General features: G+C 65.1%; 23 protein-coding genes and 1 pseudogene. 16 read left to right on the top strand and 8 right to left on the bottom strand.

Going from position 1 to position 20,829, the window contains the following annotated elements; translation table 11 throughout:
• From ACWEH3_RS18745 to ACWEH3_RS18725, 5 genes and pseudogenes are all read right to left on the bottom strand, one after another.
• Window positions 1–390: pseudogene (locus tag ACWEH3_RS18745) on the bottom strand (DNA-directed RNA polymerase subunit beta); the annotation flags it as partial.
• Window positions 391–722: 332 nt separating this feature from the next.
• Entirely contained in the window at window positions 723–1,910 is a 1,188-nt protein-coding gene (locus ACWEH3_RS18740; RefSeq protein WP_450021721.1) for a Cmx/CmrA family chloramphenicol efflux MFS transporter, read from the bottom strand.
• Between the two features lie 249 nt (window positions 1,911–2,159).
• Entirely contained in the window at window positions 2,160–2,792 is a 633-nt protein-coding gene (locus tag ACWEH3_RS18735) for a hypothetical protein (protein ID WP_450021719.1), read from the bottom strand.
• Window positions 2,793–2,821: 29 nt separating this feature from the next.
• Window positions 2,822–3,160, bottom strand: a complete 339-nt coding sequence (locus ACWEH3_RS18730; RefSeq protein ID WP_450021717.1) for a hypothetical protein — start codon at window positions 3,158–3,160, stop codon at window positions 2,822–2,824.
• The gene (locus tag ACWEH3_RS18725; RefSeq protein ID WP_450021715.1) at window positions 3,157–3,600 is read right to left on the bottom strand and encodes a hypothetical protein; all 444 of its coding nucleotides are present in this window, start codon (window positions 3,598–3,600) and stop codon (window positions 3,157–3,159) included. The genes ACWEH3_RS18730 and ACWEH3_RS18725 overlap by 4 nt, the downstream gene beginning before the upstream one ends.
• A gap of 161 nt (window positions 3,601–3,761) precedes the next feature.
• On the opposite strand from ACWEH3_RS18725, the gene ACWEH3_RS18720 reads away from it, so the two are divergent.
• Window positions 3,762–4,637 carry a helix-turn-helix domain-containing protein gene (locus tag ACWEH3_RS18720; RefSeq protein WP_450021713.1) on the top strand — a complete coding sequence of 292 codons (876 nt, stop codon included), beginning with the start codon at window positions 3,762–3,764 and terminating at the stop codon, window positions 4,635–4,637.
• Complete coding sequence (locus tag ACWEH3_RS18715; RefSeq protein ID WP_450021711.1) at window positions 4,625–4,846, top strand: DUF397 domain-containing protein; 222 nt, start codon at window positions 4,625–4,627, stop codon at window positions 4,844–4,846. Before ACWEH3_RS18720 ends, ACWEH3_RS18715 begins: the two co-directional genes overlap by 13 nt.
• 95 nt (window positions 4,847–4,941) lie before the next feature.
• Here ACWEH3_RS18715 and ACWEH3_RS18710 read toward each other — a convergent pair whose 3' ends face one another.
• Window positions 4,942–5,361 carry a hypothetical protein gene (locus ACWEH3_RS18710; protein ID WP_450021709.1) on the bottom strand — a complete coding sequence of 140 codons (420 nt, stop codon included), beginning with the start codon at window positions 5,359–5,361 and terminating at the stop codon, window positions 4,942–4,944.
• A 256-nt stretch (window positions 5,362–5,617) separates the two neighbouring features.
• On the opposite strand from ACWEH3_RS18710, the gene ACWEH3_RS18705 reads away from it, so the two are divergent.
• The 10 genes from ACWEH3_RS18705 to ACWEH3_RS18660 all read left to right on the top strand — a co-directional run bounded on the left by ACWEH3_RS18705 (window position 5,618) and on the right by ACWEH3_RS18660 (window position 12,134).
• Window positions 5,618–6,148 (top strand): DUF3558 domain-containing protein, encoded by a 531-nt coding sequence (locus ACWEH3_RS18705; protein ID WP_450021707.1) that lies wholly within the window; start codon window positions 5,618–5,620, stop codon window positions 6,146–6,148.
• Between the two features lie 14 nt (window positions 6,149–6,162).
• Complete coding sequence (locus ACWEH3_RS18700; RefSeq protein ID WP_450021705.1) at window positions 6,163–6,546, top strand: hypothetical protein; 384 nt, start codon at window positions 6,163–6,165, stop codon at window positions 6,544–6,546.
• A gap of 70 nt (window positions 6,547–6,616) precedes the next feature.
• A complete protein-coding gene (locus ACWEH3_RS18695; protein ID WP_450021703.1) occupies window positions 6,617–7,336 on the top strand; it encodes a hypothetical protein in 720 nt (239 codons plus the stop codon).
• On the top strand, window positions 7,333–7,638 hold the full coding sequence (locus tag ACWEH3_RS18690; protein WP_450021701.1) for a hypothetical protein: 306 nt from the start codon (window positions 7,333–7,335) through the stop codon (window positions 7,636–7,638). The genes ACWEH3_RS18695 and ACWEH3_RS18690 overlap by 4 nt, the downstream gene beginning before the upstream one ends.
• Before the next feature lie 13 nt (window positions 7,639–7,651).
• A complete protein-coding gene (locus tag ACWEH3_RS18685; RefSeq protein WP_450021699.1) occupies window positions 7,652–8,446 on the top strand; it encodes a hypothetical protein in 795 nt (264 codons plus the stop codon).
• Window positions 8,431–8,901 carry a hypothetical protein gene (locus ACWEH3_RS18680; protein ID WP_450021697.1) on the top strand — a complete coding sequence of 157 codons (471 nt, stop codon included), beginning with the start codon at window positions 8,431–8,433 and terminating at the stop codon, window positions 8,899–8,901. The genes ACWEH3_RS18685 and ACWEH3_RS18680 overlap by 16 nt, the downstream gene beginning before the upstream one ends.
• A gap of 176 nt (window positions 8,902–9,077) precedes the next feature.
• On the top strand, window positions 9,078–9,608 hold the full coding sequence (locus ACWEH3_RS18675) for a DUF3558 domain-containing protein (RefSeq protein WP_450021695.1): 531 nt from the start codon (window positions 9,078–9,080) through the stop codon (window positions 9,606–9,608).
• 14 nt (window positions 9,609–9,622) lie between these two features.
• Complete coding sequence (locus ACWEH3_RS18670; RefSeq protein WP_450021693.1) at window positions 9,623–10,006, top strand: hypothetical protein; 384 nt, start codon at window positions 9,623–9,625, stop codon at window positions 10,004–10,006.
• Entirely contained in the window at window positions 10,006–11,349 is a 1,344-nt protein-coding gene (locus ACWEH3_RS18665) for a hypothetical protein (protein ID WP_450021691.1), read from the top strand. The genes ACWEH3_RS18670 and ACWEH3_RS18665 overlap by 1 nt, the downstream gene beginning before the upstream one ends.
• An 11-nt stretch (window positions 11,350–11,360) precedes the next feature.
• Entirely contained in the window at window positions 11,361–12,134 is a 774-nt protein-coding gene (locus tag ACWEH3_RS18660) for an ESX secretion-associated protein EspG (RefSeq protein ID WP_450021689.1), read from the top strand.
• A 191-nt stretch (window positions 12,135–12,325) separates the two neighbouring features.
• Here ACWEH3_RS18660 and ACWEH3_RS18655 read toward each other — a convergent pair whose 3' ends face one another.
• Complete coding sequence (locus ACWEH3_RS18655; RefSeq protein ID WP_450021687.1) at window positions 12,326–13,813, bottom strand: MFS transporter; 1,488 nt, start codon at window positions 13,811–13,813, stop codon at window positions 12,326–12,328.
• A gap of 194 nt (window positions 13,814–14,007) precedes the next feature.
• Window positions 14,008–14,679 (bottom strand): FadR/GntR family transcriptional regulator, encoded by a 672-nt coding sequence (locus tag ACWEH3_RS18650; protein ID WP_450021686.1) that lies wholly within the window; start codon window positions 14,677–14,679, stop codon window positions 14,008–14,010.
• 65 nt (window positions 14,680–14,744) lie between these two features.
• On the opposite strand from ACWEH3_RS18650, the gene ACWEH3_RS18645 reads away from it, so the two are divergent.
• The 4 genes from ACWEH3_RS18645 to nirD all read left to right on the top strand — a co-directional run bounded on the left by ACWEH3_RS18645 (window position 14,745) and on the right by nirD (window position 20,828).
• On the top strand, window positions 14,745–16,001 hold the full coding sequence (locus ACWEH3_RS18645; protein ID WP_450021684.1) for an MFS transporter: 1,257 nt from the start codon (window positions 14,745–14,747) through the stop codon (window positions 15,999–16,001).
• A gap of 309 nt (window positions 16,002–16,310) precedes the next feature.
• Complete coding sequence (locus ACWEH3_RS18640) at window positions 16,311–17,807, top strand: nitrate/nitrite transporter (RefSeq protein ID WP_450021725.1); 1,497 nt, start codon at window positions 16,311–16,313, stop codon at window positions 17,805–17,807.
• 29 nt (window positions 17,808–17,836) lie between these two features.
• Window positions 17,837–20,362, top strand: coding sequence for a nitrite reductase large subunit NirB (nirB, locus tag ACWEH3_RS18635; RefSeq protein WP_450021682.1), 2,526 nt, complete (start codon window positions 17,837–17,839; stop codon window positions 20,360–20,362).
• Between the two features lie 64 nt (window positions 20,363–20,426).
• Window positions 20,427–20,828: a nitrite reductase small subunit NirD gene (nirD, locus tag ACWEH3_RS18630; RefSeq protein ID WP_379256057.1), complete on the top strand. Its 402-nt coding sequence runs from the start codon at window positions 20,427–20,429 to the stop codon at window positions 20,826–20,828.
• The last annotated feature ends 1 nt before the right edge of the window (window position 20,829 follow it).

The following is a 20,829-nucleotide window of genomic DNA, read 5'->3' as shown; positions in this document are numbered from 1 at the left end:
CTCCGCCGTCACGAACAACGGAGCCGCATACGTCATGTCCTTGTCCTTGCACTCATCGATCGAGGCCTTGACCTCTTCGAAGCGCGGATCGGAGAGCGTCAGCGCCATGGAGCCGGAGAAGTCCTCGATCGGGCTGATCTCCGCGAGCACCTCCGCCAATCCACCGGCGCCGGATTCGCCGCGCGCGGTGGCCCGTTCCCGCCAGGCGGGCGCGCCGATCAACCATTCGAACGAATCGGTCTGGACTTCCAGCAAGCCCGGAACTTCGAGGGGCTCACGGATCTTCGCGAACGAGAGCCGCTTCGGCGAGGGGGAGGCTCCGGAATCGGCGGGCGTTGCGGCATAGACGTCGGTCTGACTCGAGACTGTCAAGATGCGTCCTTCCAGCACCTCATGACGCCCATACGTTCGCGTGGGCGTCACGGTATCTGCTTGTCCTGTGGGCGGTAATTCACATGGCGCACCGTGCTGGACCGTGTCCGAACATGACTCGACAACAACGGGTAGAAGGTGGCACGCAGACTGTGCCACTTTCCACGGTCAATTCGTATTTCGAGAGTTGGACAGCACGCGACCCGGCGCGAAGCCCTAAATTACACCCGATTTCGACCGATGTCGAGAGGCGACAAGAAAGAAGACACGCCATTTCCTGTATCTTCCCATATTTATAGTGACATCTCGATCCTCCGTTCGTCAAGTCTATTAGCGGTAATTCGCCAGCATTACTCGAGCGGGTCTCGTGCCGCGGCGGTCGCCGCCGGTTGCCTCGCCGCCCGGACGACGGTGGCCGCGACGAGTGTGAGAACCGTGCCGCACCACAACGCCTTCGCGGGCTGATCGGTGTGGTCGACGACCACGGCGGCGGTGAGGGGACCGAGCACGGCGCAGATATTGAACGCGGTGGTGGCCAGCGCGCCCGCGATCCGCGGCGCGGCGGGTGCCGCGGTCTGCACGATCGTCGTGATCAGTGTCGATCCCACTCCGAACGCGACCGCCCCGGACACTGTCGCCATGATCGCGACGCCGGGCAGTGCGTGCGCGGTCAGCGCGGCCAGCAACCACACTCCGACGAGCCCACTCGTTCCCACAGTGACGATCCGCTCGCGATGACGGTCGCTGTGGCGGCCGCAGACCGTCACACCGACGAACGAGCCGATCCCGAACAAGGCCAGCACGATCGGAACCCAGCGGCTGTCTGCTGCGGAGAGCCCGGCGGTGATCGAACCGAGGAACGTGAACCCCGCGAACGTCGCCGCGTTGACCAGCACCGCGACCAGGACCGAGATGAGTACCGGCCGTTGGCCGAGTACCGCCCACTCCCGCAGCAAAGAGGACTCAGCTGTGGCCGGGCGATCACCGGTGCGAGCCGTATGGGGCACCATCGCCCACACTGGAATCACCATTGCCCCGCTGACGATCGCGACAGCCCAGAACGCGATACGCCAATCCCAGATCTGCCCCAGCACAGTGCCGGCCGGTACCCCCGCGATACACGCCACGGTCACCCCGGACACCACCACCGAGGTCGCGCGCCCCACCATCGCCGAGCCGACCAAGTGCGGCAGAGCGGCCAGCGCGACTGCCAGGAATCCCGCGTTGGCGACGGCGGCGACGACCCGCGTCACCAGCAGTACCGTGAACTCGCTGGTCACGGCACCGAGGACATGAGCAGCGCAGAACACCGCCAAGAACGCCGCTATCGAGTGCCGGACCGGCAACCTGCCCGCCGCCATCGCCATCACCGGCGCGCCGAGCACCATGCCCGCCGCGAACAGTGAGGTCAACAGACCGGCGGTGCCGAGCGAGACCCCGACATCGGCGGCGATCGCCTCCAGCAACCCCGACACCATGAACTCGGACGTGCCCTGCGCGAAAACCGCGACAGCCAGCACGAACACCACAATGGGCATAAAGGGAACTCCCCGGATACAGGGCGCGACAAAGCGCCCGAGATGGTCGCGGAATCGGGTGAACCGTCACCCGCCGCGGAAAACCAGCTTCGTCCGGCGTTGCGAAATAAACACTCGGTCGCGCTACGACCAGCGGTTTCGCATTCACAACGCCGCCCAGCGCATATGCCGGGCGGCTACCGTCTGGACGACTCCGGGGAATTCACGACCACACCATAACAATGAGTGCAGGCGCGGCCAACACGATTTTCAGTGACCCCGTAGGCGGGCTGTGGCGGCGCGGTTCGCGGACGGATCGAGCGTTATGGCCGCCGCCCACACGTGCGCGGCTACGGCACGCTGGTCGAAGAGGGTGATCCAGGTGTCGGTGCACTGGCGGGTGTCGCCCACCGAGGTGGGCGTCGGTCCGAGTTCGGGCAGGTGGGTGTACGTCAGCGACGTGTGGGTGCGGCCGCGGGCGTCGAATATCGTTGCCGCGCACATGGGATCGGCGGTGGCGCGTTCGCTCGATCGGCCTGCGGTCGCGGCTTGTATCGCCTCATGCGGGCCGGTGAACATCTCGCCCATCGTCAGGTAGGCGAGCCCGAACGCCCACATGCGCCCGGTGAATCTTCGGATCAGCCATTCGGCCGAATCCAGGACGGGGGAGCGTTCGGCGTCGGGATCGAGGACGATCGGAGTGTGGGCAGCGTCGTGCGCGGTGGGGCTTCCGGTGCGGGCGAATCCCCAGAAGTGCACCGTGTCGCTGTCGGCGGCGTCTGCGCGACGCTCGGCCAGCATGGCCGCGAGTAGTGAATCGATCGTGGCGCTGGGTGGGTATCGGATCGAGGAACTCGTCGGCTTGCGCGAATTGTCCTGTGGTCGATTTCTTCGATCGGGCATTTTCGCTCTCTGTAGGGGCGTGGAATCGGTCAGGCGAACTCACCCGGCTGGGTGGTCCGGTGATCTGTGGTGCGTGCTCCGTGTGCGGGCAGCAGAATGTCCCAGAACTCGATGCGTACCGCGTCCCACAGCCAGAAGTGGCGCGGGAACCACTCGCGGACCTGCGCCAGATCCGGCAGTGCGCGCTCATCGAAGGCGACGAATCCGCTCTCGGCCAGCGGGATCGGCACGGTGTCGCCGTTGTTGCGCAGCCGGTAGGCGGGTGTGGGATCGGCTTGGTCACGCAAGAACACGATTTCGATGCGACTGCCCACCACCCGCCAGCCGGCCTGTGCGGTTCCCGTTGTGGTCCGATGCAATCGACTCACCCCCGGAAGGATTCCGGTGGGGCCGCCAACGCCGACAATCGTTCCAACACCGCCTGAATGGAGTGCACCTCGAGTATGCGGTCGGCGTCGCAGGTCTCGGCATATGACGGAAAGCCGATCCCTCGTGCGGCGGCGCGTTCCCGATGGCTCACCGCCTGCGGTATCAACCGTCCCGCGAGAACCAGCGTGCGGTACGCCGCTGCCTTCCACGCACACCGGTCGATCCGGCAGGTCAGGTGCGCCCGCATCTGCTCGTGCGCCGACTGCACGTCGGCATGGCGGCAGATATCGGGCGGAATCAGCAGGGCATCCGGTGCCCTGCGACCGCCGCGTAGGCGCGACTCGGTGCCGTGACCCGTGGGCCCGCTGTCGCGCGTAGTCGGCTGCGATGCGCGGGAATTCGTGACTGCATCGAGTTCTGTTCCGTGTTCTTCGGCCATGTGCATATGCTGCGAACGTGCTCACGACGGGGAGCTCGAATCGGCCGGTGCCCGGCAATCGGCGTATACGCGCCGAACGGTTCCCGAGTCGGCGCACTTCGATTCTCGCCGTGGGAAAAAGCAGGTCACACCGTGGGACAGCAGGGGAGGACACAGCGGAAATGGTCGGTACCAAGTCGGACGTCAGCCGGACGACGCTGCCGCGTCGCCAGTTGGGCCGCGCACTGCGCGACGCACGTCAGGCCAACGGCTACACCCTCGAGCAGGTAGCCGAGGTCCTGGAGATCAGCCGATCCGCGCTCGGACGGCTGGAACTGGGGCAGAACGAGAAGATCAAGGTTCGGGATGTCGAGTACATCTGCCAGTACTACGGGCTGCCGGAGGAGCGCACGGAGTATCTGAAATTGCTTGCCGAGCAGGCGCGTGTGAAACCGTGGTGGGAGGACTACCGGAATCTGGTACGCCCAGGCTTCAACACGTATCTGCAATTGGAGGCCGCGGCAACAGAATTGCACTTCTTCCAAGCGCTCATCATACCGGGTTTGTTGCAGACTCCCGACTACGCCCGCAGTGTGCGATCATCTGCGTCGATGGGCTCCTCCGCAGATGCTGACTGGCTCGTGGAACGGAGAATCCAACGATCAGCGATTCTTACCCGCAGGCACAAACCGATGCGGGCCGAATTCCTGGTGCATGAGTCGGCTCTGCGTACTGTTGTCGGTTCTATGCGAATCATGTCTTCGCAATACCGTCACCTTGCTGACATGGGTACGCGAGAGAACGTTTCGATCCGTGTTGTTCCCTTTACTGCTGGCTTCCCAGGAGGATTGGCGGTGCCACCGTTCATCATTATCGACTTCCCTCATGGCGAGCCGTCCGTTGTCTACACCGAAGGCGCGATAGGGACAATGATTTTCGAGGATGCGGACGAGGTGAACCGCTTCCGGGTGATCCACGAAGCTCTCAGTGGTGCGGCACTCGAAGAGCAAGGATCGAGAGACCTGCTCAGGACTATGGCCAGGAGATGCGAACAATGATCATCGACCTATCCGGAGCGGAGTGGTTCAAGTCTGTCCACAGTGGTGAGGCTGATGCGTGCGTCGAAGTCGCGTGGCTCGAGGCTGGTCACGTCGGCGTCCGTGATTCGAAGAACCCGACCGGTCCGGTGCTGATCTTCGCGCCGGGCCAGTGGGACTCATTCACCACGTGCGTTACGACTGGCACTCTGATCTGTGAATCGGCGTAGACAACAGACAGCCCGGACCTCGGCCCCGTAGCCGACGTCCGGGCCGTATCCGTCACGGACACTGACGCAAGTCAAGCGCTATCGGTGCGTCCGGTTCAACGGCGGCTGAGCCAGATTGCTGCCAGCGGGTACGGGGCAACAATCGGAGTCCCGGCGATATTCACCGTTCCGCTCCAAAGCCCTTGCCGGGGATCGATGTCATGCAGATCGAGCCCAAGGGGCACGAAGTCGAACGAAACGTACGTCTCGTCAGGGCCGACCGGCGTCTGATGCCCTCCCCGGCTGGACCCGCCACAGGCCAACTCCACCGTCCTGCCATCCACAAAGACTTGCAGATCGCAGTTCTCGATCGGCGACCCGATTACATTGGAGGGACCCCGCCCGATGTGATAGGTACCAGGCGGGATAACACCGTTGCGCGGAAATTCCGGATCGTCAGCGGAGGCGACGGCGGGAGCGATAGAGACTGCGGCGGCGGCCAGCGCAAACCCGGCCGCGATCTTGCCGAACTTCATGATTCCAACCCCTTCGAATACTCGTCGAACTCAGTCCTACGTCCTAGCTTTCGTCCATCTCGTTACTGCCCTGCCACCATAGATCCGGCTCCGAACTCCCTGTGTCCTAATGTGGAAAGGCTCTCTAGATCCGGCCCACTGCCGCGTCACTCGGCCACACGCAGGAAACCTTCGTGACCAGTGCAAGCAGGGAGGGGCAGGCGGGCCGTCTGCTACTGTTGGCGCACTTGAGTCGTCACGGGTCGAGAGGGTGGGGATGAGTCGTCGAATCCTGTTGGCACTGCTTATCGGAGCGCTGGCGACCGGAGCCGTGGGTTGCGGGGAAACCACGAGCGGATCGCCCACGACGGGTTCCAGCACCACTGCGGCACAGGCTCTGTTCAATCCCTGCACGGGGATTCCCGATGATGCTTTGCGAGCTGCAGGCGTCGATCCGAAAACCGAGGAGTCCGGCATCGCTGGTGTGCACCAGTCAGGCTGGGAGATCTGCAGGTGGGACGGACCCAGGTACTTCGTCACGGTGTTCTCGACAGGTCGCACCGTGTCGGAGTTCGAGCGGAAGCCCGGGAACGTCGACTTCGAGGACGTCACGGTCGCAGGTCGTCAGGGGCGGCAATTCAGGGTCGAGGGCGCGTCCAAGAATCTTGATTGCGATGTTTTGTTCCCGGCGGCCCAGGGAGTCGTGCAATTGCGGGTACAGGGCCGGGCAAGCCGGGATGATCTCGAGGATCCGTGCAAGGTCCTCTATCGCGTCGGCGAGTCGATTGTGCCCACGTTACCGCGTTGATGGGGAGGGAACGCATGAGTGAGGACAACGCATCTGTCTGGAGCCAGCTTGCTGGCCAAGCCAAAGCCGGAGAACTGTACCTTGACGACCAGAACGCCGCACTTCTCTGTGCGCAAGCATGCGACTCGCGATTAGCCGAACTGGAATCTTTGCGCAGCTTGGCGGGGAACGCTCAAAATGTCTCGGGCTTCGGTGATTTCAGAATGGCGGAAGACCTGGTCAAGAAATTTCTGAAGCAGGCAGCGGGTGACCCGAATTCGATCGACCAGATCATCCTCGAACACATCGAGACCGTGAAGAACATGCGTGAGGTCATGGCGATCTCGTTCAAGCGCATCACCGGGCAGGACATCGAGAACGCGACGCAGTTCGCGAACGCAACCGATCAAGTGGGCTGATGAGTAGCCGCTGCCAGCAGCGGAGGCTTCTCGGGGTCCAAATTTCTATCAGAAGTCACTGGGGGTGATCATGAACGACGAACTACTTGATGAAATCGCTCGATTCCACGCGTATACCAAGGCGATCTCTGGTCTGATGCAGGAGGTTTTCGCCGCCGCGCCGCCCCGGACCACCGGTCGTGACCACACGGGAGTGGTCGAGGCTACCCTCGCCGAGACGGGCGAGCTGATCGACATCGTCATCTCCGACAACTGGGCGCGGCACGTCGACCGAGGTGAGATCGGCCGAGCTGTGATCGACGCGGTCAAAGATGCCGAGCAGCAACGTTTCACGTCAACGATGACCGCCGCAGTCGACAACGGAGCCATCGATCGGCTCGAAGCACTCGACATGAACGATGTCATCCCGACGAGATTCGATCCACCAGCACCACCGCGAGGCCCTATGGTCGGCACCCCGCAGCTGGTAGAAGAGACCCTTCAAGCCATGAGCAGCCGCACCGACGCAAAGCGCGAGCAATCCGTTGGAACAGTCGAAACGGAAGATGATCTCTATACGTCGGTCACCCTGAGTCGCAGCGGCATCATCGACTGCGTCGTCCGTATCCCGTGGGGAATGGATGTCGGAGGCAGCACGATCGCCTGGGCTGTCAAACAGGCCTATGACGAAGCGCATCGTCTGCTGGCCACTGTGACCGATGCATCCACCGACACATTGAGAACCTTGATGAACGATGCCATCCAGGCCCTGGCATCGCTGCAGAACCAATCGCCGAAGGGGAAATTGTGAGTCCCGGAAAATTCGAAGTCGCGCTCGACTCATTGCGCGCAGACGCGAGTGTCTGGGCTCGTGAGTCGGCCGCGATGTCGGATCTGGGGGGAAGGTTGGATGCATTGAGATTCAACCGTCTTCAAGCCGGATTGTTTCAGTTCATCGTCGACGCCAATGACGAACTCGTCAGCAAGATGTCCGACCGATCAGCCGTGGCGTCTCGGCGGTTCGCCGAGGTAGCCGATACCCTCCGCTTCTGTGCTGACACATACGAGGCCGAGGATGCTGCGGGTAAGCATCGCATCGACAACGTCTGGTAGGGGAGGTCCCGTAATGACTTTTGACGTCGCATCGTACGATTCGGTGGTACATGAGCTCGAGGAATTTTTGACGAAGATCGACGAAACGATCAAGGTCGATGTGCCCTATGCTGAGAGCACCGCTCTTGACTTTCCGTATGTTCGTCTGATTCCGTCGGTCCAGCGGGCGGTCAAGGTGTGTGCCGACAAAATCGTCGAGGTCTGCAAGTGGATGTGGGAGAAGATCTACGAGATCGTACAGGGGATTCGCGCGCCGTACGATATGTACTTGCGCAGCGGCGACTGGGCGGCAGTACGCAATGTTGTGACAAGCATCCAGGGCGAGATCGACCCCAATAATCTGCAGGCCAATCGGACATGGAAAGGTGCGGCGCAGCTTTCGTACCTCAAGACGAGTACGTCGCAGAGCGCTGCTTCCGGGAAGATGGGAGATGTCTCCGATAAGGCCAGGAGTGCGATGATGGAATGTGCCGTCGGAGGCCTGACCTTCTATAGCGGGATTCTGGTCATCTGCGCGAGTTTCCTGGGCGGCCTTGCCAGGGCGCTGGGAGAGTTGATGAGTGGCATCGGCGCACCGATCAGTATCGCTGACATCGCTGCGACATCAGGATTGTCCGCGGGTCAACTATGGGCTGCGGTCACGCTGGTGACCACTTTCGTCGGACTGCAAGCCAAAGCTTTCAGCGAGCTGAATGCTGCACTGTCCGATAACAGTACCTTCCCTGGAGGGTGGCCGGATTCGCAGGCGTCGACATTCGCCGACGCCTCGGTGGAGGGGGATGGCGAATCCAAGTGGCAGCTGAGCTGAACGAGGGCGAGCGCAGGCGTAGACGGATCGAGAGGTGGGAACTTGGGGTCCGCTTGTTCGGCCTCATCGTGGCAGCCGTTACTCCCACCGTAATCGGATGGGCGCTCACCTCTACGTTCGTGGGCGAATGGGTGGGCGTCGGGGCCGCGCAGCGCGGAGCAATCATATTCGCGTTGGCGGTGCAGGTGTTCGGGATTGCGGTCAGTCGACGGCAGCCACCTGAGGGGCGGATGCGGGCGGTGGTCCGCGGTTTTTTCGTCAGTGCGTACGCGGCGGTGGCGGTAACGGGAGCGGCGGCGGTGATGCGGGGCTTGATGGGCCAGGTCGAGAACTGGGAGATATGGGCAGCTACGCTCTATCTGGCGCTCATCTTTTCCCTTCTCGCCGTGTTCGAGCAATGTGTTAAGCCGTCACGACCGTTCGGTGCGTCACGGGGTGGCGGCGACGGCGAATAAGCGTTCACGCGGGGCTGGGGTCGGCCGCGTCATACCCGGCGCGCTCGGGTCGGAACGCTTTCGTCTGGGCCGCCCCACACACTCAGCATATCCCTGGACCAGCGCAGGAAGGTTCGACTGGCTGCTCGTCTGCTAGTGTTGGCGCACTTGAGTCGACACGGGTCGAGAGGGTGGGGATGAGTCGTCGAATCCTGTTGGCACTGCTCATCGGAGCGCTGGCGACCGGAACTCTGGGATGTGAAGACCCTACGAGCGAGTCGCCGACGGCGGGTCCCAGCACCACTGCGACGCCGGCTCTGTTCAACCCATGCACGGGAATTCCCGATGAGGCGCTTCGCGCGGCAGGCGTTGATCCGGCAACGGAGGAGAAAGGTGTCGCGGGAGTAGACCAGTCGGGCTGGGAAATCTGTCGATGGAAGGGCAGTCGCTACTCGATGACTGTGTTTTCGACGGGGCGGACTGTTGCCGAGTTCGAAAAGAAGCACGGAAACGTCGAATTTCGAGATGTCACGGTGGCGGGTCGATCGGGTCGGCAATTCAGAGTCGAAGGGGCTTCGAAAAATCTTCTCTGCGATGTCTTGTTCGCCGTACCGCAAGGTGTCATTCAATTGCGAGTGTCGAACCTGGCGGGGCTGGACAACCTCGAGGAGCCCTGCACGACACTGTATCGAGTTGGCGAGTCGATAGTGCCGGTTCTGCCGGCTTGAGCGGGGAGGGGAAGATGAGCGAGGACAGCGCGAGACTGTGGAGTCAACTAGCTGGAGCGGCTGGGACGGGGGAGCTTTACCTCGACAACCAGGAAGTCGCGCTTGCATGCGCAAGAGCGTGTGATCAGCGCATCAAAGATCTTCAAGATCTGGCGATCATCACGCAAGATGTCCAGAACGTGGCTGGCTTCGGTGACTTCGAGATGGCCAACGATCTGGTCAAGAAGTTCCTGAAGCAGGCCACGGGCGAGGACCATTCAGTTGACCACGTCATCCTCGAGCACATCGAGACTGTGAAGAACATGCGCGAGGTCATGGCGATCTCGTTCAAGCGCATCACCGGGCAGGACATCGAGAACGCGACACAGATCGCGGGTACCACTGAGCAGGTGCGCTGATGGGGAATCCGTACGGTGGTATGCCGCAATTCCAGCTGGATCAGGGGCTGGGCTCGGCTATGTGGCGCAGTCTCACCAATTGGATCGCGGGCGAGGAGTTGCAGCCCGATGCCGATGTGGCCGGAGTGCAGGACAAGTACAACCGGCAGCGTGACGGTGTGCGGAGCCGGGCCTCGGACGTCGGGTTCCAAGGTGACTTCCGGCCGAGAGAAGTTCTCGACGCGGACGAGTTCGAGCGGCACGATGTCGCTACGTTGCGTCAGAAGGTCGACCAGATCGACTTGAAGGCGGTGACAGATCTGGTGACCGCGTGGAACACCATCGCGGACCGGCACCGGACCTCACTGGAGACCTTCAAGACGGCGATGGAGCGGGCCACCGATGACAGCGTATGGCGGGGTGAGGCGCGTAATGCCGCAGCGAGCGCGGTCAGAGACTACGCCACCCAAGGTGCACAGGTCTCGAACGCCGCCCGGTTGACCGGAAACAAGTTGGCGGAACTGCTGACCGGGTTGGAGCCGACCAAGCAATTGGTCCCGCACGCGCCGGAACATCGCAGCGGATGGGACAACATGCGCGCCTTCGTCGCCGGTAGGGATTGGCGCAACGACGATGTCGCCGAGTACAACGCGAAGACCGAAGCCTTGCGTGTGCTTCGAACCGTGTACGCCCCGGTGGTCATGGAGTCGGATACCAACGTGCCCGTGATCCCGCGTCCGGCTTCCGCCACGAACCCAGGTGGCATCGGCGACGGCAGCAGCCCGCGAGGCACGAACAATGGCACCGGTAACCCGTCGGGAACTTCGTCGCCCAGTTCGGATCGCTCCGGTACGGACTCCACCGAGGACCCGACGAGTCAGTCGAGCAACCAACCCTCGGACGACGCCTCGAAAACATCGGAGTCGACCAGTGCCGACCCGGCGTCGACTAAGCAGGACTCGACCACACCGGCTTCCACCACGTCCTCTTCGACAACACCCGCCTCGACGACTCCTACCCCGAGCGCATCGCCGACCACTCCTGGCAGCCCGCATCTGAGCACGCCAGGCAGTCCGGGAAGTCCGACCGGTCCGGGTGCGCCCGGTGTCTCGGTGCCGTCCAAAGGCACACCGAACAGCACCAACGCGGTTCCGGCTGCCGCGCGAACCGGCACCTCTCCCGGCCGCGCCGGTACGAGCGGAATGGGCGGAATGGCTCCCGGTGCGCGCGGAGGCAAGTCCGATGAGGAATCCACCAAGGGCATTCCGGATTACCTGATCACTCAGGAGCACGGCAATGAGCTCACAGGGTTGGACGAGTTGCCCGGGACGGTGCCGCCGGTCATCGGGGACAACCCGCGATAGGGACGTCGCTGATGCCCGAGGTGCAGAACTGGCGGTTCACCGCGCTCGAATTCCGGACACTGTGGGAGTCCACCGGCCGTGATGTGCTGCCGTATCCCTTGCAGCACCAGTACATGACGGAATTCCGGTCGGAGAGTCTGCGGTTGCGGCAGGCGGCGGCGCAGTCGCTGCGCCCGCGCATCGATGACGAGTTGTTGCGTGCGGTGGAAGTGCTGCTGGCGCCGGAGGCCCGGGTGGAAGTGGCCGGTTTCGCCGGTAAGCGTCGCAACCGCAGGCTGCGCGCCCATGCGGGGGTGCACTACGAGCACGGCGCGGTCGCGGTGCAGGAACCGGGCCCGGACCCCGAACACGGCGGTGACGTGGTGCTGACGCTGTTACCCGCCGGTGCGGTGGCGCGAGCCGTGGTCGACGTTTTCCCCGTCTGCGGCCCGGGGCAGGGGAAACAGTTGCAGGCTTCCGCAGAGGAGTTGGCGCGGCCGAGGCCGCCGGTCCGCGACGCGTGGCGACCGACGCCGCGGGAGGAGTTCGAGCGGTTCTTCACCCGGGCAATGACGTTGATCGGTCACGTCGGCGTTTACGCGATGGGCAGCGTCGACAATCGGCATACCTACGGCCGCAAGGATTTCCAGCTGAACGACGTCGAAAACGACGGTCGCTACGTCACGTTCGGCGCGGATCTGCTGACGATCAAACCCACCACCGCCGAGCGCATCGCCGCCACCTTGCAGCAAATGATCAGCAGAACGGTCAAGGAAGTGCGCGACGGGGTCCATTTACCGTACTGACCCGAACTCTTCTCGGACATAACCGAACGCCCGCGCGTCGTCCCGGTGCAGGCCGGGACCCGTTGCCGGACCCGGGATCTTGCGCCGGGTGACGGGCGGACGTTCGGTGTTGGGGCACGGGCCGCCGGAGGGGGACGGCGGTGCCTGCGCCCGTGTCCCGCGGGGTCCGGACCGCGGGACAGGCTGAGCGGTCAGACGTTCGCGTAGGCCAGTGAGGGGACGCGCTGGATGGCGAACGAGGACCGCAGGTAGAACCACCAGGTGATGGCCGCCATCACCAGGAACGCACCGGCGTAGGCCCAGAACGCGGGGGCCATGCTGTGCAGGTGGGTGTTGGACAACCGCAGCGCCTGCTGCAACAGCCAGCCACCGGAGGCGCCGACCGCGCCGATGACGCCGACCGCCGCGCCCGCCTGACGTTTGGCCGAGGCCGCGGCTTCGGTGAGGTCGAGGCCGTGCTCGGCGGCGTACTTCTTGGACTCCGCGCTGAAGATGGTCGGGATCATCCGGTAGGTCGAGCCGTTGCCGATGCCGGTGAGCACGAACAGCAGCAGGAACGCGATCAGGTACAACGGGAAGCTCTTCAGTTCCAGCCCGGCCATGATCAGCGCGACCGCGACCGCGACCGCCATGCCGCCGAAGACGTACAGGGTGATCTTCGCGCCGCCGACCTTGTCCGACACCCAGCCGCCGAACGGACGGCTGAACGATCCGACCAGTGCGCCGAGGAACGCGAGGTTACCGAGCGTCGTGATCCATCCGATCTTCGCCAGGTCCGGGAAGTTGGCCTTGATCAGGGTCGGGAAGGCGAAGGAGAAACCGATGAACGAGCCGAAGGTGCCGATGTAGAGGATCGCCATCACCCAGGTGTGCCGGTTGGTGAGCGCGCGCCGGTAGGACTTCCCATCGGACTTGGCGGTGCCGATGCTGTCCATGTAACGCAGCGCGCCGAACGCGGCGGCCAGGATGAACGGCACCCAGACCAGCACCGACAGCGTGATGCCGAAGCGATAGCCACCCGGATCCTTGGCCATTATGTGCGTGCCCAGGGTGATCAGCAACGGCAGCACCAGCTGGGTCTGGGCGACGCCCAGGTTGCCGCCCGCCGCGTTGATGCCCAGCGCCGCACCCTTCTTGCCCTCGGGGAAGAAGAAGTTGATGTTGGCCATCGAGGAGGAGAAGTTGCCGCCTCCGACGCCCGCGAGCGCCGCGAGCAGCAGGAACACCCACATCGGCGTGCCCGGCTGGTTGACGAAGTAGGCGAGGCCGAGTGTGGGAAGCAGCAGCATCCCCGCACTGAACACGGTGAACGCCCGGCCGCCGAACCGGGGAACGGCGAACGTGTACGGGATGCGCAGCGCGGCGCCGACCAGGGTCGGGGTGGAGGTCAGCAGCAGCGCGTTGCTCACCGCGGTGGGGTTGCCCTTGCCGAGCCCGGCGAGGAAGTCGAATCCGGCGGCGCCCATGCTGGTCACCACGGTGCCCCAGATGACCCAGATGCTGAAGCCGAGATTCTCGGCGAACACGGAGAAGATGAGATTCTTGCGCGCGGTTTTCGCACCGCCGGATGCCCAGAACGCCGGATTGTCGGGATCCCAGTGGTCGAGCCACCGGCCACGTTTCTGATATTCGAAAGTCGTTGGCTGCGACTGCTGGCCGGTGGCTGCTACGGCGGTCATCGGCTTCCTCTCGATTCGGCTCGACCGGCCCTCATCGCGGCGCAGTGCCGCCGGCGGCTGTCGAGTGCCTAGCTACGGTCGAGACAAAGGTATGAGCCGCTTGTTGCGTCCCCGTGGCCCTCGATGACGTTCCCGGCAAATCCGACTCACATTGCGCGGCCGGGAATGGTGACCACTTGGTTACCTGACACCGTTTATCGCGCGTCCGGATATTCCGCGATGAGAGAGTTGAGGAAGCAGCGTGTCGCTGAGGCGGCCCGATCGGGATCGCCGTCGATCACGGCGTGCACGAGCGCGGCGTGTTCGTCGGTATAGGAGTCATCCGATTTGGCGGTCCGCGCGCGGATGACCTGTTCGATGATGGGCAGCAGCGAATCGTAGAACTCGAGATACACCGCGTTGTGGCTGGCGACGACGATCGCGCGGTGCAACTGGACGTCCGCCTCGATCGCGGAGGCGGGGTCGTCTTCCCATTTCTTGTCGCGTTCGGCCAGCAGGCGCAGCAGGTTCGCGATGTCGGAGTCGTCGCGGCGGCGCGCGGCCAGGCCCGCGGCGGTGACGTCCAGCGCGAGGCGCAGCTCCAGCACGTCGCGTTCCTCGGCGTCGGCGAAATATTTGCCGAGAGTTCCGCCGAGGTCCGATGCGGCGATCACGTACGTTCCGGAACCTTGGCGACGCTCCAGCATGCCGGCGTGCACGAGGGCCTGGACGGCCTCGCGCACCGTGTTGCGGCCGGTGCCGGTGAGCTCGGTGAGCTCCGGCTCCGTGGGGATGCGGGAGCCGATCGGCCAACGGCCGGAACGGATTTCGGCACGCAGCTGCTCGGTGACCTGGGCGATGAGGCTGGTGCGCCGGACGGGTTGCACCTCGACAGAGTACCGCCCATCACAAATCATTGCCGCCCTTCATCCGGTCATCCTATGATTTCTCGGTGTCTGTGACCCTTCCCGAAACCGAGGCTCGCCAGGAATCCGTCTTGGTCGAGCGCCGTCGACGTGCGCTGATCGAGGGCCGGGCGCTGGTCCTGGCGGCCATCGTGATGTCGGCGCTCACCCTACGAGTCGCGGTCACCGCGTTCAGCCCGCTCGCCGAGCGGATCGGCGCCGAAATCGGTTACGGCACCGCCGTTGTCGGCCTCTTCGGGATGCTCCCCACCGCCATGTTCGCGCTGTCCGGGCTGCTCACCCCGGTCATGGCGGTGCGGCTCGGGCTGGAGCGCACCGCGCTGACGGCCATGCTGATGGCGGGCGCGGGCATGTCGATCCGGGTGCTGATGTCGGGCACCGCCGAACTGCTGGTGTTCTCCGCGCTCGCCCTCGCGGGCATGGGTATCGGCAACGTGGTGATCCCGCCGCTGGTGAAGCGGTACTTCCCGGATCGCCTGGCCGGGATCAGCTCGCTGTACATAGTGATGGTGCAACTCGGCACGGTCGTGCCCGCCGTCACCGCGGTCCCGGTGGCGGACGCGCACGGCTGGCGCGTCTCCCTCGGCGTGTGGGGCCTGCTCGGCTTCGCCGCGGCGGTGCCGTGGGTGGCGGTGCTGCGCGGCCGTCGCGGGCACGACGGCGCGGACCGCACGGCCGTGCCGGTGCGGGAGCCGCACAGCGGGCGGGTGTGGCGTTCGCCGATCGCCTGGGGCATGGCGGGCATGTTCGGCATGACCTCGCTCACCACCTACGCGATGTTCGCCTGGTTGCCGAAGATCCTGAGCGAGGCGGGTGCGAGCGCGGCGTACGGCGGAGCCATGGTCGGTCTGTTCGCCGTGGTCGGCCTGGTCGCCGCGCTCAGCGCGCCGACCGTGGTGGCCCGGTTCCGCAATCCGTTCCCCGTGGTAGTGGGTTGCGCGGCGCTGTTCTTCATCGCGTTCGCCGGGCTGCTGATCGCGCCGATGGCCGCGCCGATCCTCTGGGTGGTCGTGCTCGGCCTCGGTCCGAGCACCTTCCCGATGGCGCTGACGCTGATCAATCTGCGCACCCGCACGCCTGCCGGATCGGCCGCGCTGTCCGGCTTCACCCAGGGCGTCGGCTACGCGGTGGCCTGCGTGGGTCCGCTGTTGTTCGGCGTGCTGCACACGGCCACAGGCGGCTGGCTGGCTCCGTTCACGATGCTCGGCGTCGCCGTGCTCGTGCTGCTCGCCGGTGCGTGGCAGGCCTGCAAGCCGCGCGTGCTCGAGGACACCTGGAATTGACGCGCGCGGCCGTCGGCCGGAAATCTCACAGTTCGGGTTGCGCGGCTGTGCGAACAGGGTCAGGATGGGCGCATTCGAATTGCACGGCGTAGCCCGCGTCACACCTCACCGGTCGACGAATTCGAGATAAGCCTTTTCGTGACGCACGGAAACCGTTGCGTCACATGCCGGAAACATTGGTCGAAACTCACCTCCCGGAACCGGTAATCGTGAGCAACCGTTGATTTGACGGTCATTTCGCGCAGCATTTCGGCAATACCCATTTCCTACCGTGGGGCCAACCGACTTTGGGAGGCCCCGTTGAACACGCTGACGCGTAACCGTCTGGAAGCGCTGGGACGGACGAAGATCCGCAGGCCGCATCTCGAGCACTGGGATGCGGAGGACGTCGCCGCTTGGGAAGCGGGCGGCAAGGACATCGCCCGGCGCAACCTGATCTGGTCGGTCTTCGCCGAGCACGTCGGCTTCTCGGTCTGGTCGATCTGGTCGGTGATGGTGCTGTTCATGCCGACCGACAAGTTCGGCATCGACCCGGCGGGCAAGTTCTTCCTGGTCGCCATGCCGACCCTGGTCGGCGCGTTCCTGCGGATTCCCTACACCGTGGCGACCGCGCGCTTCGGTGGACGCAACTGGACGGTCTTCAGCGCGGCGATGCTGCTGATCCCGACGCTGCTCACGCTGTACTTCGTCAACCAGCCCGGCACCTCGTACACGACGTTCCTCGTGATCGCCGCGTTCGCCGGCTTCGGTGGCGGCAACTTCGCCTCCTCGATGACCAACATCAACGCGTTCTACCCGCAGCGGCTCAAGGGCTGGGCGCTGGGCCTGAACGCGGGTGGCGGCAATATCGGCGTTCCGGTGATCCAGCTGATCGGCCTGCTCGTCATCGCGACCCTCGGCAATGGCTACGCCTCGCTGGTCTGCGCGGTCTACCTGGTGCTCATCGCGATCGCAGGCCTGGGCGCCGCGCTGTTCATGGACAACCTGCCCAACCAGAAGGCCGACCTGTCCTACATGCTGACGGCGCTGAAGGTGCCGCAGTCCTGGGCCATCGCGTTCCTCTACATCGGCACCTTCGGTTCGTTCATCGGCTACAGCTTCGCCTTCGGCCAGATCCTGCAGATCAGCTTCCGCGCGGGCGGCGACACCGTCGCGCAGGCCACGCTGCACGCCGCGCAGATCGCGTTCATCGGTCCGCTGCTCGGCTCGCTGGCCCGGCCCTACGGCGGCAAGTGGGCCGACCGCATCGGCGGTGGCAAAGTAACGTTTTTGACGTTCACCGCCATGATGGCGGCGGCCGTGCTGGTCACCGTGGCCAGCACGCTGGCCGACAACAACAACGGCGTGGCGGGCGGCGGCGTGATGACCGCCCTGGTCGTCGGCTTCATCACCCTGTTCGTGCTCTCCGGCATCGGCAACGGGTCGGTCACCAAGATCATCCCGTCGGTGTTCGAGGCGAAATCCAGGAGCCTGGACGCCACGCCCGCCGCACAGGCGGCCTGGTCGCAGAACACCTCCGGCGCGCTCATCGGTTTCGTCGGCGCCATCGGCGCACTCGGCGGCGTGGGCATCAACCTGGTGCTGCGCACCTCCTACGCGTCCACCAAGTCCGCGACCACCGCGTTCTGGGTGTTCATGGCCTTCTACGTGGTCTGCGCCCTGGTCGTCTGGGCGGTGTTCCTGCGCCGCCCCAGCCTGCGCGGCCTGCCCGTCGATTCCGAGGTCGTGACCGAAGCCGAGACCTTCGTCCTCGAGGCCGAGGCCGCTCAGTCCCAGTCCCCGTCCGCCGGCTCGGCCCGCGCCTGACACCCGATCCAGTCCAGGAGGACCCACAGATGAACCCCACAGTCGCTCGCAAGACCGCGGTGGTCGTCGGCCACGGGATGGTCGGGCACCGGTTCGTCGAGGCGCTGCGCTCGCGCGATACCGAAGGCCAGTGGCAGGTGATCATCCTCAGCGAGGAGCGGCTGCCCGCCTACGACCGCGTCGGCCTGTCGTCCTACGTCGGCGCCTGGGACCCGAGCGCGCTCGCGCTGCCCGGCAACGAGTACGCCGGTGACGAACTGGTCGAGCTGCGGCTGGGCCAGAGCGCCGAGTCCATCGACCGGGCCGCGCGCAAGGTGACCACGTCCTCGGGCGACATCCTCGCCTACGACGCGCTCGTGCTGGCCACCGGTTCCTACCCGTTCGTGCCGCCTGTGCCCGGCCACGACCGGCCGGAGTGCTTCGTCTACCGCACCATCGATGACCTCGACGGCATTCGCGCGGCCGCCGAAGCCGCCGGTCCCGGCGCGACGGGTGTGGTGGTCGGCGGCGGCCTGCTCGGCCTGGAAGCCGCGAACGCGCTGCGCCTGCTCGGGCTCACCCCGCACGTGGTGGAGTACAACACCCGGCTGATGCCGGCTCAGGTCGACGAGGGCGGCGGCGCCATCCTGGAGCGCCTGGTCACCGACCTCGGACTGTACGTGCACACCGGCGTGGGCACCTCCGCGATCGAGGCCGCCGACCAGGGCGTGCAGGTGACGCTCTCGGACGAGACCGTGATCGACGCCGGGCTGGTCGTGTTCTCCGCCGGTGTCCGCCCGCGCGACCAGATCGCCCGGGACGCGGGCCTGGAGGTCGGTCCCCGCGGCGGCATCGTCACCGACCTGGGCCTGCAGACCTCCGACCCGAACATCTGGGCCATCGGCGAATGCGCCGCGGTGGAGGGCGTGTGCTACGGCCTGGTCGCGCCGGGCTACACCACCGCGGAGATCGTGGCCGACCGCCTGTTGGGCGGCGCGGGCGAGTTCCCCGGTGCGGACATGTCGACCAAGCTCAAGCTGCTCGGTGTCGACGTGGCCAGTTTCGGTGACGCGCACGGCGTCACCGAGGGCGCGCTGTCGGTGGTGCTGCACGACGCGGCCAAGGGCACCTACGCCAAGCTGGTCGTCTCCGATGACGCGAAGACCCTGCTCGGCGGCATCCTGGTCGGCGACGCCACCGCCTATTCGGCGCTGCGTCCGCTGGTCGGCCGCCCGCTGCCCGCCGAACCGGCCGCGCTGATCTCGCCCGCGGGCGCCGAACTCGGGGCCGACGCGCTGCCGGACGACGCGCAGATCTGCTCCTGCAACAACGTGTCGAAGGGCGCGATCTGCGGGGCGATCGCCGAAGGCGCCTGCGACATCCCCGGGATCAAGAGCTGCACCAGCGCCGGAACCTCCTGCGGCGGTTGCGTTCCCATGCTCAAGAAGCTGCTCGAGCAGTCCGGCGTGGAGATGTCCAAGGCGCTGTGTGAGCACTTCGAGCAGTCGCGTGCGGAGTTGTTCCAGATCGTCCAGGTCACCGGCATCCGCACCTTCTCCGGCCTGATCACCAAGTACGGCAAGGGAACCGGCTGCGACATCTGCAAGCCGACCGTGGCGTCCATCCTCGCCTCCACCTCGAGCGACCACATCCTCGACGGCGAGCAGGCCGCGCTGCAGGACACCAACGACCACTTCCTGGCCAACCTGCAGAAGAACGGCACCTACTCGGTGGTGCCCAGGATGCCCGGCGGCGAGGTCACCGCCGAACAGCTGATCACCATCGGCGAGGTGGCCAAGGAATTCGGCCTGTACGTGAAGGTCACCGGCGGTCAGCGCATCGACCTGTTCGGCGCGCGCGTCGAGCAGTTGCCGCTGATCTGGAAGCGGCTGGTCGACGCGGGCATGGAATCCGGTCACGCGTACGGCAAGTCGCTGCGCACGGTGAAGAGCTGCGTCGGTTCCACGTGGTGCCGCTACGGTCAGCAGGACTCGGTCGGCATGGCCGTGCTGCTGGAGAAGCGTTACCGCGGGCTGCGTTCGCCGCACAAGCTGAAGCTCGCGGTCTCCGGTTGCGCCCGCGAATGCGCCGAGGCACGCGGCAAGGACGTCGGCGTGATCGCCACGGAGAACGGCTGGAACCTCTACGTCGGCGGCAACGGCGGTCTCACCCCGAAGCACGCCGTCCTGCTGGCCGGTGAACTCGACGACGAGACGCTGATCAAGTACATCGACCGGTACCTGATGTTCTACATCCGCACCGCTGATCGTTTGCAGCGCACCGCTCCGTGGCAGGAGGCGCTGGAAGGCGGCATCGATTACCTCGAGCAGGTGATCTGCGAGGACAGCCTCGGCATCGCCGAGGATTTGGAGGCGGCGATGGCTCAGCACGTCGCCGGCTACCGCGACGAATGGGCCGCGGTGTTGGAAGACGACGAGAAGCTGTCACGCTTCGTGTCGTTCGTCAACGCGCCGGAGGAATCCGATCCGACGATTTCCTTCGACGAATCCGGGGAGCGGAAAGTTCCCGTCCTGCTCGGACTGCCGGAAGTTCCGGTCGCCACGCAGGGGAAATGACCGCTTAACCGCATGGAAACAGAACGTCGGTACCAATGAGTAAGGCGTTTGGAGGATGACACCGATGACCGTGATCGATACCCCCGGCATCGCCGCAGCAACCACCACTGGGTGGACGCAGGCCTGCCGTCTCGACTACCTGATTCCCGGCCGCGGCGTCGCGGTGTTGCTCAAAGGCGGCCGACAGGCCGCACTTTTCCTGCTGGAGAACGGCATGCTGTATGCCGTCGGCAATATCGATCCGATCGGCCGGGCGGCGGTCATGTCGCGCGGGATCGTCGGCGATCGCGGCGGGGCGCCCGTCGTGGCCTCGCCGCTGCTGAAGCAGGCTTTCTCCCTGGTCGACGGGCATTGCCTGGACGACGAATCGGCGATGCTGCCGGTGTACGCGGTGCGCGTGGACGACGGCATCGTCTCGATTTCCAACGAGCCGGTGGCCACCGCGCTCGCGTCCTCGGATGGATGAA

The organism is Nocardia sp. NPDC004718, from assembly GCF_053601535.1.
The sequence above is the reverse complement of the archived record's forward strand: the minus strand, read 5'-3'. Positions and strand labels throughout refer to the sequence as shown.

Excerpts from the sequence above, each read along its gene's own strand:
- ACWEH3_RS18715 (WP_450021711.1), top strand. The coding sequence starts at position 4,625 with ATGCGAACAATGATCATCGACCTATCCGGAGCGGAGTGGTTCAAGTCT.
- ACWEH3_RS18660 (WP_450021689.1), top strand. The coding sequence starts at position 11,361 with ATGCCCGAGGTGCAGAACTGGCGGTTCACCGCGCTCGAATTCCGGACA.
- ACWEH3_RS18700 (WP_450021705.1), top strand. The coding sequence starts at position 6,163 with ATGAGTGAGGACAACGCATCTGTCTGGAGCCAGCTTGCTGGCCAAGCC.
- ACWEH3_RS18665 (WP_450021691.1), top strand. The coding sequence starts at position 10,006 with ATGGGGAATCCGTACGGTGGTATGCCGCAATTCCAGCTGGATCAGGGG.
- ACWEH3_RS18695 (WP_450021703.1), top strand. The coding sequence starts at position 6,617 with ATGAACGACGAACTACTTGATGAAATCGCTCGATTCCACGCGTATACC.
- ACWEH3_RS18740 (WP_450021721.1), bottom strand. The coding sequence starts at position 1,910 with ATGCCCATTGTGGTGTTCGTGCTGGCTGTCGCGGTTTTCGCGCAGGGC.
- ACWEH3_RS18670 (WP_450021693.1), top strand. The coding sequence starts at position 9,623 with ATGAGCGAGGACAGCGCGAGACTGTGGAGTCAACTAGCTGGAGCGGCT.
- nirD (WP_379256057.1), top strand. The coding sequence starts at position 20,427 with ATGACCGTGATCGATACCCCCGGCATCGCCGCAGCAACCACCACTGGG.
- nirB (WP_450021682.1), top strand. The coding sequence starts at position 17,837 with ATGAACCCCACAGTCGCTCGCAAGACCGCGGTGGTCGTCGGCCACGGG.
- ACWEH3_RS18655 (WP_450021687.1), bottom strand. The coding sequence starts at position 13,813 with ATGACCGCCGTAGCAGCCACCGGCCAGCAGTCGCAGCCAACGACTTTC.
- ACWEH3_RS18735 (WP_450021719.1), bottom strand. The coding sequence starts at position 2,792 with ATGCCCGATCGAAGAAATCGACCACAGGACAATTCGCGCAAGCCGACG.
- ACWEH3_RS18710 (WP_450021709.1), bottom strand. The coding sequence starts at position 5,361 with ATGAAGTTCGGCAAGATCGCGGCCGGGTTTGCGCTGGCCGCCGCCGCA.
- ACWEH3_RS18725 (WP_450021715.1), bottom strand. The coding sequence starts at position 3,600 with ATGGCCGAAGAACACGGAACAGAACTCGATGCAGTCACGAATTCCCGC.
- ACWEH3_RS18705 (WP_450021707.1), top strand. The coding sequence starts at position 5,618 with ATGAGTCGTCGAATCCTGTTGGCACTGCTTATCGGAGCGCTGGCGACC.
- ACWEH3_RS18685 (WP_450021699.1), top strand. The coding sequence starts at position 7,652 with ATGACTTTTGACGTCGCATCGTACGATTCGGTGGTACATGAGCTCGAG.
- ACWEH3_RS18720 (WP_450021713.1), top strand. The coding sequence starts at position 3,762 with ATGGTCGGTACCAAGTCGGACGTCAGCCGGACGACGCTGCCGCGTCGC.
- ACWEH3_RS18675 (WP_450021695.1), top strand. The coding sequence starts at position 9,078 with ATGAGTCGTCGAATCCTGTTGGCACTGCTCATCGGAGCGCTGGCGACC.